This window comes from Micromonospora taraxaci (assembly GCF_007830095.1).
GTDB lineage: Bacteria > Actinomycetota > Actinomycetes > Mycobacteriales > Micromonosporaceae > Micromonospora > Micromonospora taraxaci.
Genome location: NZ_VIWZ01000001.1, coordinates 635,443 through 650,193 on the forward strand (window position 1 = coordinate 635,443; position 14,751 = coordinate 650,193).

A 14,751-nucleotide genomic window follows, 5' to 3' on the forward strand; every position below is an offset into this window, starting at 1 on the left:
GGCCGCCGCACACGCGGCGACACCATCAGACGGTCAGGACGTCGATCAGGAGGATGCGGGCGCCCCGGCGCTCGACAACAGTATGGAACGTACGCGTTTCTTCCGCCGACCGGTGGTCTGGATCATCCTGGTCATCCTCGGCGCCGTTGTGCTCAGTCAACTGTTCACCGCTGGTCCCAGCTACCACCGCGTGGACACTTCCGTTGCGCTCGATCAGCTGCACACCGCCAAAATCAAAAAGGTCGTCTTCCAGGACAAGGAGCAGACGGTCCAACTGGACCTCGCTCAGAAGACGAAGTTCGGCAAGACCGAGACCGACAAGATCGAGGCTCAGTTCCCGTACCAGGCTGGCGACCAGATCTGGAACGAGGTGCTGGACGCCAAGGCGGCCAACCGGGTCACCGGCCCGGCCGACGTCAAGGTCTCCTCGGACAGCATCTGGGTGAGCCTGCTGGTCAACCTGCTGCCGATCGCGCTGCTCGTCCTTCTGCTGCTGTTCTTCATGTCGCAGATGCAGGGCGGCGGCTCCCGGGTGCTCAACTTCGGCAAGTCCAAGGCGAAGATGATCACCAAGGACACTCCGAAGACGACCTTCGCGGACGTCGCGGGTGCCGAGGAGGCCGTCGAGGAACTGCACGAGATCAAGGACTTCCTGCAGAACCCCGCGAAGTACCAGGCTCTGGGCGCCAAGATCCCGAAGGGCGTGCTGCTGTTCGGCCCGCCCGGCACCGGTAAGACCCTGCTGGCCCGCGCGGTCGCCGGGGAGGCCGGGGTGCCCTTCTACTCCATCTCCGGCTCCGACTTCGTGGAGATGTTCGTCGGTGTCGGCGCGAGCCGGGTCCGCGACCTCTTCGAGCAGGCCAAGGCGAACGCCCCGGCGATCGTCTTCGTCGACGAGATCGACGCCGTCGGCCGGCACCGTGGCGCCGGCATGGGCGGCGGTCACGACGAGCGGGAGCAGACGCTCAACCAGCTGCTCGTCGAGATGGACGGCTTCGACACCAAGGGCGGGGTCATCCTGATCGCCGCCACCAACCGGCCGGACATCCTCGACCCGGCGCTGCTGCGCCCAGGCCGGTTCGACCGGCAGATCCCGGTGGACGCCCCCGACATGGAGGGTCGCAAGGCCATCCTGCGGGTGCACGCCAAGGGCAAGCCGTTCACCCCCGACGTCGACCTCGACTCGGTGGCACGGCGTACCCCGGGCTTCAGCGGCGCCGACCTGGCCAACGTGATCAACGAGTCGGCCCTGCTCACCGCCCGCAAGGACCAGCGGGCGATCACCAACGACTCGCTGGAAGAGTCGATCGACCGGGTGATCGCGGGTCCGCAGCGACGGACCCGCGTGATGAGCGACCAGGAAAAGAAGATCACCGCGTACCACGAGGGTGGGCACGCGCTGGTCGCCTGGGCGCTGCCGCACGCCGCGCCGGTGCACAAGGTGACGATCCTGTCGCGTGGCCGCTCGCTGGGCCACACCCTGGTGCTCCCCACCGAGGACAAGTACACCCAGACGCGCGCCGAAATGATCGACACCCTGGCGTACGCGCTGGGCGGTCGGGCCGCCGAGGAGCTGGTCTTCCACGAGCCGACCACCGGTGCCGGCAACGACATCGAGAAGGCCACCCAACTGGCCCGCGCGATGATCACCCAGTACGGCATGAGCTCCAAGCTCGGCGCGATCAAGTACGGCACCAGCGGAGACGAGCCGTTCCTCGGCCGCAACATGGGCCACGAGCGGGACTACTCGGACTCGGTGGCCGCCGAGATCGACGGCGAGATGCGGGCACTGGTCGAGCTGGCGCACGACGAGGCCTGGGAGATCCTGGTGGAATACCGGGACGTCCTGGACAACATCGTGCTCGAGCTGATGGAGAAGGAGACTCTCTCCACCGCCGACATGGCGCGGATCTGCTCCCGGGTGGTCAAGCGCCCGCCGCTGGCACCGTACAACGGCTTCGGCAAGCGCCAGCCCTCCACCGAGCCGCCCGTGCTCACCCCTGCGGAGAAGGACAAGCTCAAGGCGCAGGCCCAGGCTGACGGCGCGCAGGCGTCGGTCGGCGGTGGGGCGCCGTCCAACAACTCGGACGGCACGCACTGAGCAACGACCCGACGGCCAGCTCCCCCCACCGGGAGCTGGCCGTCTCTGCGACCGAACCCGACGGCGACGACGAGCTGGACTACGTGGCCGCGCGGCTGATCAGCGGCAAGCTGACCGGCCGCCCGGTCGAGGACGCCGTCGACCTGGGCCGGATCGAGAAGGCCGTCCGCGAGATCCTGATCGCGGTCGGTGAGGACCCGGACCGCGACGGGCTCCAACAGACCCCGGCCCGGGTCGCCCGCGCGTACGCCGAGCTCTTCGCCGGGCTGCGGGTCGACCCGGCGCAGGTCCTCAGCACCACCTTCGAGGCCAACCACGAAGAACTGGTGATCGTCCGGGACATCGACGTGATGAGCCTCTGCGAGCATCACCTGCTGCCGTTCCGGGGCAGCGCGCACATCGGCTACATCCCCGGCCCGGACGGGCGGATCACCGGCCTGTCCAAGCTGGCCCGGCTGGTCGAGGTCTTCGCCCGTCGACCCCAGGTGCAGGAGCGGCTCACCTCCCAGGTCGCCGACCTGCTGATGAGCAAACTCGAACCACGCGGGGTCGTCGTCGTGCTCGAGTGCGAGCACATGTGCATGGCGATGCGCGGCATCCAGAAGTCCGGTGCCAAGACCATCACGTCAGCGGTGCGCGGCATCCTGCAGACGGACTCGAAGTCGCGGGCCGAGGCGATGGCGCTGATCATCCCCCGCTGACCCACCGACACACCACGGCCGGCCGACCCCTCCCGGGACGGCCGGCCGGTTCCGTTCCTGCCCCAACCGCGCCCCGCGAGCCCTCGCTGGTCAGCCGGGGAGCAGGGCCAGCAGCAGACCGGCCGTGACCAGCACCGCCGGCACCAGACACACCAGCGCGCCGAAGCGCACCGTGCGGTCCAGCCGCTCAGCCGGGCCGACGCGGAACAACCGCCCGATGCCCACCCAGCCGGCGACGAACGCGACCGCCGGCATCGGCAGCCCACAGATCAGCGCCGCCACGGTGGCCGGCCCGATGCCCGTGGCCGCGTACACCGCGACCTGGATCAACGGCACCACCAGCGCCAACGGCCCGTACACCAGGAGGTTGCGCGCCCAGACCGACCACGACCCCGGCCGGAACCGGCGGCGCGTGCCCAACGCCGCGTCCGCCGCCTCGGCCCGACCCCGCGCGGCCCGCAGCGCCGCCAGCACCGCCGCCGGGCCGCCCGCCATCGACCGGGCCGCCTCGGTCAGCTCCGGCGGCGACGGCACCAGGGAGATCGCCGGTACGCCCAGCTCCCGCAGCCTCTCCTGCTGACTCGCCAGCCCGGTTCGGACAGCCGTCAGCTCCTCCCGGGCGGCCTCCGCCGACCGGGCCTGCTCACCGGCTGCGGCAGCCGCGCTGCGGCGTACCCCATCCAGCTGACGCGCCGCGGCCAGGTACTCCGCCCAGACCGCGCTGGGCTCGACCGCCGTCGGCGTGACCTCGCCGTTCGCCGAAGCAGACCGCTGCCGTCCCGGCCCGGTCACCGTCGCGTTCGGACCCACCTCGACACCTCCCGCTCGCGCCACCGGATCAGCCGGTCTCGTCAGCGAACGGCACCAGGACCCGGCCCCGCTCGTCGGGACCGTCCCACAGCACCGCCCGGTCGGGGCGAACCTGCCACTCCACCGGTCGCCCGAAGACGGCGGTGAGCTGCGGGACCGGCACGTCCAGCACGACCACGGCGGCCAGCTTGTCGACCTCGCCCGCCGGCTCGAACAACGCCGCGAACGGCGGCACCGCACGCCACCAGCCCAGCAGGTGCCTCCCGGTCGGAGGCCCGTCCCGCAGCAACGCCCGCAGCCGGTCCACCGGCAACTCCCGGGGGCCCGGCCGGTCCAGACCGAAGACCACCAGGTACGTCGGCAGGTCATCGGCCGAATCCGCCAGCAGCGTCGGCAGGTCCACCACCTCGGCCGAATGCCGGGTGGCCAGCTCGGCGGTCAACGCCTCCGCCAGCGCCCGCGAGCTCGGATCCGGTGCCGCCACCAGAAAACGAGCGGTGCCCGGCGGATGATGGTCGGCGGTGCTCCGGGCGGCCGTCGCCAACAGCCCGCCCGCCGCGGCACCCGAACCCAGCACCGCGAGGTTACGCCCGGCCGCCGGCCCCAACGGCACGGCGACCGTCGAGCGGGCCAGGTCCACCGCACGGCCCAGCAGCGCGGCCGGCCCGTGCGCCTGCCCGGCCAACGCCGCCCGGTGCCGCGGATCGTTGCTCAGCAGAGGTCGGGCGTAACCGGCGAAAACCACCGGCGGCACCGACCCGGCAGGGCGGGCCGCCCACAACTCGTGCCGAAGCTCCTCCACCACCTCCGGGTGGTCCTGCGGGTCCGGATAGCGGATCAGGCGTTCGTGACCCCGGATCGCACCCCGAGGACCGCCGAGCCCTCCGGCGGTGTTGACCACCGCGCTGCCCACCGGCAGGCCGGCCGCCGAGTCGTTCGTCGGCTCCAGCACCGGGCTGCCGCCCGGCAACGCCACCCGCACCGGAAACTGCCCGAGCACCGAATCCCGGTGACCGGCGTCCGCGCGGACACTCAACCCCAGCTCACCCGCGCCGGCCAACACCAGGTGTACGCCGAACGCCCGACCGGACCGGGCCAGCCCGTCCACCTGGGCCGCCACCTCGGCGGCCAGCCGGTCCCGCTCGGCGAAGAGCAACGGCACGTTCTCCACCACACAGACGATTCGGGGCAGCGACTGATGCTGACGCAGCTCCGCGAACCGTTGCCCGCCGGCCCGCGCCGCCGCCTCCGCCCGCCTCCGCACCTCGGCCGTCAGCTCGTCGAGCAGGTCCCGCACGTACTCCCGGTCCGCGGCCATCGCGGCAGCCCGCACCTGCGGAATCCACGACCGGTCCCGCTCAGTCTGCAGGAACTCCACGAAGGACTCACCCTCGCCGAGATCCGCCAGGTAGAGCGACAGCTCGTCCGGGCCGTACCGGGCGGCCAGGCCCAGCAACGCCGTGGTCAGGAACGCCGCACGGCCCCCTGCGGAACGGCCACTCACCAGCCAGTGCGGCGTCAACTCGGTGAAGCCCAGCGGCACCGACCGGCCTCCGGCATCGCCGACAGTTGTCGTCATTCCGTCCACGGAGTCCGACTCCCACAGACGCTCACCCGTCGGCGGCAGCAGAGCCGCCAACGCCAACCGTGAACCCGCCTCCACCTGCTCGGCCAGCCGTCGACAAACCGCGTCCACCAACTCGGCCGGCGGATCCGACTCCACGAACACCGGCGAGTTCAACCCACCCGGGGGATCCGCGCCCGGCCCGGCGAAGGACGCCCCCGGCGGATCGCCGACCAACGCGTACGCGTTGCGCAAGGCCACAGCGGTGGTACGCGGGAGCGGCGCCCGGACCGCGTACGGGCCGGCCGGGGGCCAACCGGCCACCACCAGATGCAACCCCGCCACCGGGCCCTGCTCGGCCAGCGCCTCAAGCCGTGCCAGGTCGCTCGGGCCAGTCGACTCCGGCAACGCCGCGACCACCAACAACAACGTGCGGTCGTGGCGACGCCGCCCACTCGCACCCGGCGTGACCCATTGCTCCGCCTCGGTCAGCACCGCACGCAGACCCGTCACGTCCACCGCAGGCGGCGGCAACAGGCCAGCATCGGCGAGCGGACCGAACGACGTCAGCACCGAACCAGTGGCATCCACCGCACGAACCAACAGGGCACCCGCCGGTGTCGCACCCAACAACCGCAGGAGTACGGCCCGGAGCAGACCCGCCACCCGCGGCTCCCGGGCGTCCGCGTCCACGCTCAGATGACCGGTGCCCACCAACGGCACCAACGCGGGAAATCGGGCGTCATCCAACGGCGCCGCCGTGCCGACCCGCACGAACAGCGGCGGACCATCACCCGCCGAAGTGTCCACGGTCAGTGAGTCCAGTGCCGCACCCGACCAACCCGGAGCCAGTCGTGCCGCAACCTCGCGCAGACGGTCGGCCACCTCGTACTGGCGGCGTTGATCGGCCGGGGCCGGTCGCGTCTCGTCCAGGATCCCGGCAGCGGCGGTCGCGACTGCCGCCGCCCGACGGTGCAGAGCTGCGGCGCGGTTCGTACGTGCCTTCGGACCGGCCACCGCGTCCACCCCCTCTGCCCGAGGTTGGCAACCCCTCCCCAGCAGAGACGGTATCCCAGCCGGGTCCGCTCCTCCGGGAGGTGCCTCGGCGGTGCGCCGGGGATGTCGTGGATCTCACCGGTGGGGAGGGGTCCGTCACGATCCGCTGGATCTGAGGCATTGGCTCCGAGGCGTCCAGCCGATAACTTCAGGAGGTGGAATCAGTGCAGCCCCCCGCCGGTTCCCAGGTCTCCCGCGTACCGGCCCAACGGGCACCGTCCGAGCAGCTGCCGCCGGCTGCGGCACCACCGGCGCCTCAGCCGCCGCGCCGTCGAATGCGGACCGTGTTCACGGTCGTCGCCGGGGTCCTCGCTGTGCTCTGCATGGCCGGAGCCGTCACGGGCTACGTGCTGTACAACCGGGCGGCAGCCCCCGATCGCAGCGCACCCGACGTGGCCGTGGACAACTACCTACGCGCATTCCTCGTGGACCGCAACGACGCGAGAGCAGACCTTTACACCTGCGAGGGTGGGGCGCAGTTGGAGGCTATCCGGACCCTGCGGAGCGACCTCCTTGAGCGTGAGAAGCGTTTCAATGTAGCGATATCCCTCAGTTGGGGGAGCCTCAGCGTTAAGAAGCAGGGGCGGTCCGCCGCTGTCGAGGTCACGTTGATCATCTCGGCTCGTGTGGACGGGATTAATCAGAGCGACCGCCAACCCTGGCAGTTTGGAACGCGGGATGACGACGGTTGGCGAGTTTGCAGCGGAACAAAGGTCAGCTGACGTCATTCGACCCACAACAGATGGACCGGCACCTCCAAGGTGGTGGGTGACTGGCCGCGCCAGGCCCAGCGGTACCACTCCACCTCCGGCGTGATCCGGACGCAGATGTCTCCCTCCGCACCCGAGTAGGTCTCGGTGACTGCCCGCAGGTCGCGATGTTCAAGGCCGCCCTCGACGTGCACCACCCGCCGACCGGTCACCGCGTCGGCCTCGAAGACGGGTGTGGGTGGCCGGTGTGCTGGTCCGTCCAGCGAGACCAACCGGATGCCGGTCTCCCGCTCACCCTCCGCCACTGGGCGGCTGCCAACCGTCTCCACCCAGACCCGCTCGACCGGCACCAGCGGAGCGAACACCTCCACCTGATCGGCTTCGGCCCGGTACCACTCGTGCTCGGGGATCACCGGCACGTAGGTCCGGGCGTTCTGCACCACCCGGTCGTCCGCGCGCAGGTCTCCTCGCCAACCCAACCCCGGCAGCCCTACCAGCACCCGTCGCCCACGTAGCTCCACCCGCTCGGTGGCGGGCACGACGGTCAGCGGCCGGGGCGGCCGGGGCGCCCAGTCTGGCTGATCGGCGAACGGGTCCGGCAACGGTCCGGTCATGCTTGCGGTGGCCTCACTCGGCGGCACGCAGCGGGGCGCCCCGCTCGCGCATGAACGGAACCGGATCGACGGCGCCGGAGCTCTTCCGGTTGTTGCGCTCGTGCACCTCGAAGTGCAGATGCGGGCCGGAGGAGTTGCCGCTGCTGCCCACCTGCCCGATCACGTCGCCTGCCGCAACGATCTGATGCACCGTGACGCGCGGCTGGACCACCATGTGGCAGTAGCGGGTGATGTAGCCACCGGCGTGCAGCAGGTCGACGTACCAGCCGCAGCCGCCCTTGTCCGGGTACCCGTCGACGTTGCAGTCCCGGCGATTCCTGTTGTCGGGGTCGCAATCAGCGACCAGTACTCGACCGGCCGCCGCAGCGCGTATCTCGGTGCCCTTCGCCGCGCCGATGTCCACCCCGTGGTGACTGGGTCGGCTGGCGGTGCGGAAGCCGGATCCGACGTCGCCGGGCATCGGTGCGGTCCAACCGGAGGCAGCAATCTCGCCGCGCTCGGCCGCGTCGCACACCGCCTTGCCGTTGATCTCGACGGTGCGGGCCGCGCCGCCGGCCAGCGCGTTCACGAGCTTGCTGGCCAACTCCTCGTGCTTGGCGTACGCGTCCGGATAGGCGCTGACCTGGACCTGCTGCGCCACCACCGTCAGCGGTCGGCGCTGCCAACTGCGGACCTTGACCAACTTCTCGTAGAACTTTCGAGCTGCATACGAGGGAGTCAGCCGCTCGGCGACCGACCCCCAACCGGGCCGTTGCTGGAACAGCCCCAGCGAGTCGTGGTCGGCCCCGACGCCCTCGTTCGGCAGGCTGAGGGACTCGGGCTCGGCTCTGTTCGCCAGGTTGCGCAGGGCTGACTCCTGCATCGCGGTTGCCAGGGCGATCACCCAACCCCGCGAGGGGACGCCCATGTCCTGACCGACCTTGATGATGATCGCGGCGTTGCGAACCTGCGCGTCGCCGTACTCGGCGAACCGCGGCAACTCGCCCACGATGTCCACCGGACGGACCGGTCCGCAACCCCAGCCAGCCAGGTTGTCCCCGTCCTCCGCGTCGCCGCCGAGCCCACTCAGGAAGAACGCCGCGGTCCCGCCGGTGCAGCAGAGCAGAAGCAACACACCGGTGAGCATCGTGGCGATCACGCCGACCCGCACCGGCCTGCGGAGGGCGGGACCCCTGCTGGCAGTCATGGCCGCTCCCAATCCACCACGTCGACCATCCACCCCTTGTCGGAGGTGACGAGTTCCAGCCGCAGCCGACCGTTGTCCAGCGGAAGTAGCAATTCGACGAAGGTCTCGGTGCGCTCCCGCATGGTCGGCGGGCCGGCGACCTGCTCGGCGGGCACAGTCTCGGGTTCGGCGCCGGCCAACTTCTCGCTCAAGGCCGGCGTGGAGAGCGGCCGGAGTCCGGCCTGCCACTCCTCCGTGGTCATCCCGGGGCGGCCCAGCCATGCCTTGGCGAAACGGTCTGCGGTCTGTTCGGGCGTCCGGGCACCGGGCGACGTCACCGGTGACGGCGGAGCCTCGCTGGAGAGCACCCCGTCGTCACCGGTCGTCGGGTCCACTGTGGTGATCGGCTTGTTCGGGCGGCTGCTCAAGCCGTCCGTCGGATCGAGGGGCCCGGAGACCAACCGGGCTGCGCCGAGCACACCGAAGACGAGTACCGCGATGACCAGCGCCACGCCCAGCCGGGACCGCAACGCCCGGGTGAAGAGAAACTCCAGCGCCCGTCGCATCACCGTCACCGCGCCTCTGAGCGCACCCGCGGTCCGGAACGGTCCGGCGTGCGCTCCGTCGACCCCGGCCGGTAGACGACGAACGACGGGTTCTCGGCCGGCACGTCCGGCTCGGTCCACGTTGCCGGCTGCCGGCGACGTGGCTGAGGTGCGACAGGACGGCCCCGGCCTCCGGTCTCGGCCGCCGGTGCCTCGTCGGGGCGTTCCCGGCCGTCGGGGCGTCCCCTCTCACGCTGACCGTCGCCGGCGGCCGACGGCGTCGAAACCGGATCCTCCCGGCGGGCCTCCGGGCGCAGTCGGGTCTGCTCCGCGTCGGGTGATCGTCGACGTCCGCCCACCGGCTCGGCCGTGCCTCCCGGCTCTGCCACGTCCAGTCGGGCGGCCGTCCGCATGTCGCGGAAGAACCGGCGGTGCCAGGAGCCGGCCGAACTGACCGCCTCGCTGCTGTCCTTGCCGCCGAGTTGGGTGATCCGTCGGTACGGCCGCAGCAACAGCCAGCCGACCACCCCGCAGAGCCAGACGAGCACTACCTGAAGCCAACCTGCCAGGGTTGGTGTGCTCATGATCAGATCCACCGCGAAAAGGTAGATCGCGGCCCCGGTGCCGAAGATGGCGATGTTGAACACCGCGGCGACCACGGCGTTCGCCAACCGTCGTAGGCCGGCGCTGGCGGGCCGGAGCAGACCCACGGTACCCAGGATCGGTGCCGCGATCACCGCCCATCGGAAGATGAGGAAACCCAGCAGGACCAGCAACGACGCCGTCAGGTCGAACATCGCGAAGAGCAACGCGGCCAGCACCGCGATGAACCCCGCGCCGACCCGGTCCATGTCTCGCACGCCCTGGAGGTACTCGTACGCCTCCGGGTCCTCGGTCTGGATCTGCTGGGCAACCCGTGCCCACTGCTGCTGCTTGGCCTTGATCGTCGCCTCCCGAGTTGCCGGGTTGGCGCGCAGCTTCTCGGCCTCGTCCCAGGAGAGCGCCTTGGCGTCGTACAAGGCGGGGCCATACTTCCGAGCGGTCTCGCTGTCCGCCGAACCCAGCACACCTCGTAGCCAGTTCCGGTAGAGCATCGCCTCGGTCGCGGTGTCACTGGCGCGTACAGCGGGCAGTCGTTTGTCTACACAAGCGTCCGGGTTAGGGACGGCGCAACGATCCGGTGGTGTGTCCCGGGCTGCGGGGCCCACGGCGTCGTGTACGACACCCAATGTGGTGACCAGGGTGCCGTCCGCGATGTTCGCCGACTTGACCGGCCAGGCGGCGAGTGCCGTGACCGCGACCATCACCAGCAGTGCCCAGCCCGCGGTAGTCATCGCGTTGCTCATGTCTGACTGACGGGACCGCCAGAGCAGATAGAGCCCCACCACGCACAGGGTGATGATGCCGAAGACGCTGAACACTTTCTCGTACACGGCCTTGGTGGCCTGCTCGACCAGCGGGTCCGCCCAGCCCCACATTGAGCGCGGGTCCCAGGCCCGCTCCCGCAGTGCGTTTGAGGCTCCCACGATCGCCGTGGCGATCATGAACTCCCCGTTCGCGACGGTGGTGGTGAACTTGTAGTCCGGGTGCAGGACAGACGATGCGCAGCCGCCCGGGATGTCGTAGGTCGGGTAGCTGTAGCCGGCGTAGCCGTAGTCGCTGTAGAGCCCCTTCGGCCCGAGTTCCTTGGCGGAGTCTGGCCGGCCGGCGAACCAGCCGGCGAGGCCCGAGTCCGGCGTGCCCGGGGTCGGCGCGTTACGGCACTTGACCTCGTCTTCGCTTACTGTCTGAAGCTTCTGTACGCAGGCGCGGAAGTCGGCCTGCCATTCGGCTGTCGTGCAGAGGTCGGCGCGGGCTTGGGCGACGGGCGGTGCGGCGGCTGCGGCCTCCGCACCGATCAGCGGCCAGGTGAGGGTGGCCCCGGCCAGGACGCCGAGGGCGAGCAGAAACGACGCGATCCTTGCCCGGGCCCCAGGGCCAGCGGCCCGGCCCTCCGCCTCGGCTCGACCGAGGACCTTGACCCAGGCCCTAGCCATGTCACGCCTCCAGATCCGGCAGGGGGATGCTCGGTAGGACTCCGGCCGCCGCGGCGATCGCGGCCGGCGTCGTGTCGAGGTGGTCCAGCAGCCCTTCGACGTACGAGACGTCGACGCGGACCTTCTGCACCCGGCCGTCGACGTCGCGCATCACGAACTCGCGGAAGCCGAGGCGGGAGGCCGAGTTGGTGTCGGCGGCGGAGAGCGAAGCGAGAGTGGCCTCGTAGCCGTCGTTCACCGGCACTCGCAGCAGTCGCAGCGCTTCGGAGGCGATCTCGGCGTCCTCGGCGATGCGGCCGACGAAGACGGTGGAGACGAGGTTCTGCACGTCGAGGCCGAGGATGTCGCGGGGGTTCTGCGAGGCGACCAGCGCGGCGAGGTTCCACTTACGGGAGTCGCGGGCGAGTCGGACCAGGAACGAGCGCCCGGACCGCCAACCCTCCATGAAGTGCGCCTCGTCCAGGCCGACCAGCTTGCGGGACGACATCGAGCCGCCGTAGCAGCGCCGGACGGCGAGCCGGTGCGCGGTGTGCAGCATCGGCAGGGCCAGCGCCTCCTCGGCTGACCAGTACTCACGTTCGATCTTGAGGTCGGGCAACCGTAGCCCGGCCATGGTGATCACGGTGAGTGCGGCGTCGGCGCCGAGTAGCCCTTCCGGGGGACGGCCGAAGAAGAGCATGGCCAGGGGCATCTCGGCCGTGTCCAGCAGGAGGTTGGCCAGTTCCTTGCCGGCGTCGTCGTCGAGGCGCCCGAGGCAGCTCACGACGTCGTCGAGGGTGGACGTCTCCTCGGCGGGAACCTGGCGGACGGCGTGCCGGAACAGGGTGGCGGTGGACGCCTCCCTGGCCACCTGCGGCGGAACGAGCATCATGCAGATGTCCTGGACCAGCATCCGCCGCTCGGCCCGCGCGTTGGAGACCGCGATCTCGAACTCGCGGTCACCGGCGGCCCCGGTGCCGAACTCGGTGCGCAGCGGCGTCGGGATGAGCGAGTAGGGCGCCAGGGTGCCGTGCTCCGAGCCGGTCAGGTTCAACACCCGGGAGTACGGCCGCAGCTCGGGCATCGAGCAGAGGCGGGCCAGCGGCCCGGACGGGTCGAGCAGGGTCACCTGGACGCCCCTGCGGGCGGCCAGATAGCCCAGTGCGCCGAGCAGTGTCGACTTGCCACCACCCGGTTCGGCGACGAAGACCGCGAGGCCGGAGCGTTCCCGGACCTCCATGGGGAAGTGCAGGTCGAGGAAGACCGGGCGGCGGCAGGTGCCGGCGGTCCGACCGATCAGGTCGCCGCGCCGGTCGCCCACGTTCGATGCAGCCTGGGGGAGCGCGGCTGCGAGCAACGGCACCGGCATACGCCGGACGTACCCGGTGTTGGCGATCGGCTCGCCGGGGATGAACTCGCGGGCCAGCCAGTCCTGGTTCTTCGGGTGTTGCAGCGAGATGCGCAGTTCCCGGGAGTAGAGCTGGATGAGCCGGCGGGCCCGCTCCAGGCATTCCTCCCTGGTCCGGCCGCCGACAGCGATCCGGTGCCAGCCGTGTGCACGGGCCGAGTCGACCGGCAGGCCGGTGGTCATCTCGTCGCCGATGACCAGCGCGCGCTTGGCGAGCCGCTCCAGCTCCGGGGGTGCGTCGATGCCGTGCTCGGCGTAGTCGAGCTGTTGCGAGCGGATCATCCGCAGCCGGTGTTCGAGGTTACGGAAGGAGTCGCCGGAGCCGAGGATGTCGACGCGGGTGGAGATCTCCATCGGCCAGGGCAGCCGCTCGTGGAAGTGCAGCCAGGGCTCGTGCCGTTCCGGGATCTCCAGCGGCTCCATCCGGCCGACCGCGAGCACGGCCACGTGCCGTTCCTCGCCGGTCATCCGGTTGACCAGCTTGACGGTCGAGCCGTACGGGGTGCGGTAGCGCTCCACCTGCTCGGTCAGGGCGAGCAGGTCACCGCGTTCCCAGCGCCCGTCGGTGACCGGCGAGAGGGTGCCGGGGGGTGCCATGCACAGTGCCACCGAGCGGTAGAGCAACCATTCCAACTCCTGTGCGGTGACCCGTCGGCCCCGCATGCCGAAGGCACCGAGCACCTCGTCGAACTGTTCGACGGTGCGGCCTAGCTTGCGGCGTTCGCCCTCGGCGGTGCCGCGACCGAAGGTGCGCAGCATCCGTTCGGTGAGGGAGTCGCCGAGGGACCGGCGGGCGAAGGTGACGCCCAGGTAGGTCTGGCCCTCGGCGTGGTTGACCGCCATCAGGTGCCGTTGGGCGGCGACCAGGTGATCGGCCCAGCCGGTGGTGCCGGGAACGTCGGCGAGCGGTGCGGCGGTATGGGCGTCGATGGTGCGTGCCCACTCGTCGGCGGGGAACGGCCGGGTGGTGCGGCGGAGGTGCAGCCGGAAGCCGGCGAGGCCGGCGTACTGCTCGGAGATCGCCGACAGGAGCGCCTCGCGTTCGGCGTCCGGCCGGAATGCCCAGCGGACCTCGGGCAGCCAGTACCAGGCGGTGACCGTGTTGGGGGTGAAGGTGAGGTGACCGGCGATCTCGGTGATGGCCAGTTCGACCGAGGGGTCCCGATCGCCGAACTTGATCTTCGGCGCGCGGATCCGGGTCGGCTTCGTCGGACGGTCCTGGCGGCTGGCGGCGCGTCCCCGGGGCGTGGCGACCTCCTTGCCGACTCCCTTGGGCCGATCCGCGCCATTGGTGCGGCGTTGGGGCCGCTCCAGAGCTGGCCGGTCCATCGGAGTGGCGCTGGCCGGATGCTCGACGGGGGCGGTTGGCCGATCTGCCGGTGGGGTGGGGGCCGGAGGTCGTTCCACAGGTGCCGTCGGTCGACCCGACGTCGCCGTCGGCCGGGCGGGTGGCGTGCTCTCGGGTGGGCGGGTCGCCGGACCGAGGGGCCTCGACACCGGTGCGCCCTCGGCGACCGGGTGGGGCTCGTCGGTCGGCCGGAGCATCGGCAGTCGATCGCCGGCCTGGTGCGGCACCCGCGACTCGTTGCCCGGGTAGCCGCCGTGCCGAGGCTCGACGCGCCGGCCGCCGTTGCCGGGCTGGTCGTCGGGGGTCCACGGTGGTTCCAGTTCGGGAACCGGTCGAGCTGGTGTCGGACCGGCCGCAGGCGGTTGCTGCTGCGGGATCGCCACCTGCTCCCGTGTGCTCGGGCCGGCCGAGACGGCTCGTTGGCCGGGCCGGGAGCCACCGAACAGGTCCAGGAAGGGCGAGTCGATGTCGGCGTTCTCGCCGGCGGAGACCGCGCTCGGCTCGGCGGGGGGCGTCCGACGAGGGACCGGGCGGGGCGCCTGGAACACACCGACCGCGCCGTGGCCGGGCGACGTCACCAACGCGGGATCGAGCGCGACCTCGTCCTCGTCGTCGGTGTAGTCGAATGACTGCGCACGGTGACCTGCCGGCACGGCCGGGCGGCCGGCCGGGGGACCCGGCGTGGACGAGCGACTCATGCGACCGCCCTACCGA

The 14,751-nt window shown here is 71.1% G+C and carries 10 protein-coding genes; 3 read left to right on the plus strand and 7 right to left on the minus strand.

Translation table 11 applies throughout. The features are described from left to right. The first annotated feature begins 82 nt into the window (after positions 1 to 82). Complete coding sequence (gene ftsH, locus FHU34_RS03025) at positions 83 to 2,101, plus strand: ATP-dependent zinc metalloprotease FtsH (protein ID WP_145778587.1); 2,019 nt, start codon at positions 83 to 85, stop codon at positions 2,099 to 2,101. A gap of 35 nt (positions 2,102 to 2,136) precedes the next feature. Beyond that, positions 2,137 to 2,802: a GTP cyclohydrolase I FolE gene (folE, locus tag FHU34_RS03030; protein ID WP_145778588.1), complete on the plus strand. Its 666-nt coding sequence runs from the start codon at positions 2,137 to 2,139 to the stop codon at positions 2,800 to 2,802. Between the two features lie 90 nt (positions 2,803 to 2,892). On the opposite strand, the gene FHU34_RS03035 is transcribed toward folE, so the two are convergent. Both FHU34_RS03035 and FHU34_RS03040 read right to left on the minus strand, forming a co-directional pair. After that, positions 2,893 to 3,612, minus strand: a complete 720-nt coding sequence (locus tag FHU34_RS03035; RefSeq protein ID WP_145778589.1) for a hypothetical protein — start codon at positions 3,610 to 3,612, stop codon at positions 2,893 to 2,895. Positions 3,613 to 3,640: 28 nt separating this feature from the next. Next, on the minus strand, positions 3,641 to 6,202 hold the full coding sequence (locus tag FHU34_RS03040; RefSeq protein ID WP_145778590.1) for an FtsK/SpoIIIE domain-containing protein: 2,562 nt from the start codon (positions 6,200 to 6,202) through the stop codon (positions 3,641 to 3,643). A 194-nt stretch (positions 6,203 to 6,396) separates the two neighbouring features. Here FHU34_RS03040 and FHU34_RS03045 point away from each other — a divergent pair, with 194 nt between their 5' ends. Then, complete coding sequence (locus FHU34_RS03045) at positions 6,397 to 6,954, plus strand: hypothetical protein (protein WP_145778591.1); 558 nt, start codon at positions 6,397 to 6,399, stop codon at positions 6,952 to 6,954. Positions 6,955 to 6,956: 2 nt separating this feature from the next. Here the strand turns inward: FHU34_RS03045 and FHU34_RS03050 are convergent, their stop codons facing one another. The 5 genes from FHU34_RS03050 to FHU34_RS03070 are packed head-to-tail and all read right to left on the minus strand — an operon-like array spanning position 6,957 to position 14,735. Further along, positions 6,957 to 7,556: a hypothetical protein gene (locus FHU34_RS03050; RefSeq protein WP_145778592.1), complete on the minus strand. Its 600-nt coding sequence runs from the start codon at positions 7,554 to 7,556 to the stop codon at positions 6,957 to 6,959. A 13-nt stretch (positions 7,557 to 7,569) separates the two neighbouring features. Continuing rightward, a complete protein-coding gene (locus FHU34_RS03055; RefSeq protein ID WP_145778593.1) occupies positions 7,570 to 8,742 on the minus strand; it encodes a M23 family metallopeptidase in 1,173 nt (390 codons plus the stop codon). Then, positions 8,739 to 9,287: a hypothetical protein gene (locus FHU34_RS03060; RefSeq protein WP_425280511.1), complete on the minus strand. Its 549-nt coding sequence runs from the start codon at positions 9,285 to 9,287 to the stop codon at positions 8,739 to 8,741. The genes FHU34_RS03055 and FHU34_RS03060 overlap by 4 nt, the downstream gene beginning before the upstream one ends. Before the next feature lie 5 nt (positions 9,288 to 9,292). After that, entirely contained in the window at positions 9,293 to 11,302 is a 2,010-nt protein-coding gene (locus tag FHU34_RS03065; RefSeq protein WP_244311530.1) for an MFS transporter, read from the minus strand. A 1-nt stretch (position 11,303) separates the two neighbouring features. Beyond that, positions 11,304 to 14,735 (minus strand): ATP-binding protein, encoded by a 3,432-nt coding sequence (locus FHU34_RS03070; protein WP_145778595.1) that lies wholly within the window; start codon positions 14,733 to 14,735, stop codon positions 11,304 to 11,306. Between the last annotated feature and the right edge of the window lie 16 nt (positions 14,736 to 14,751).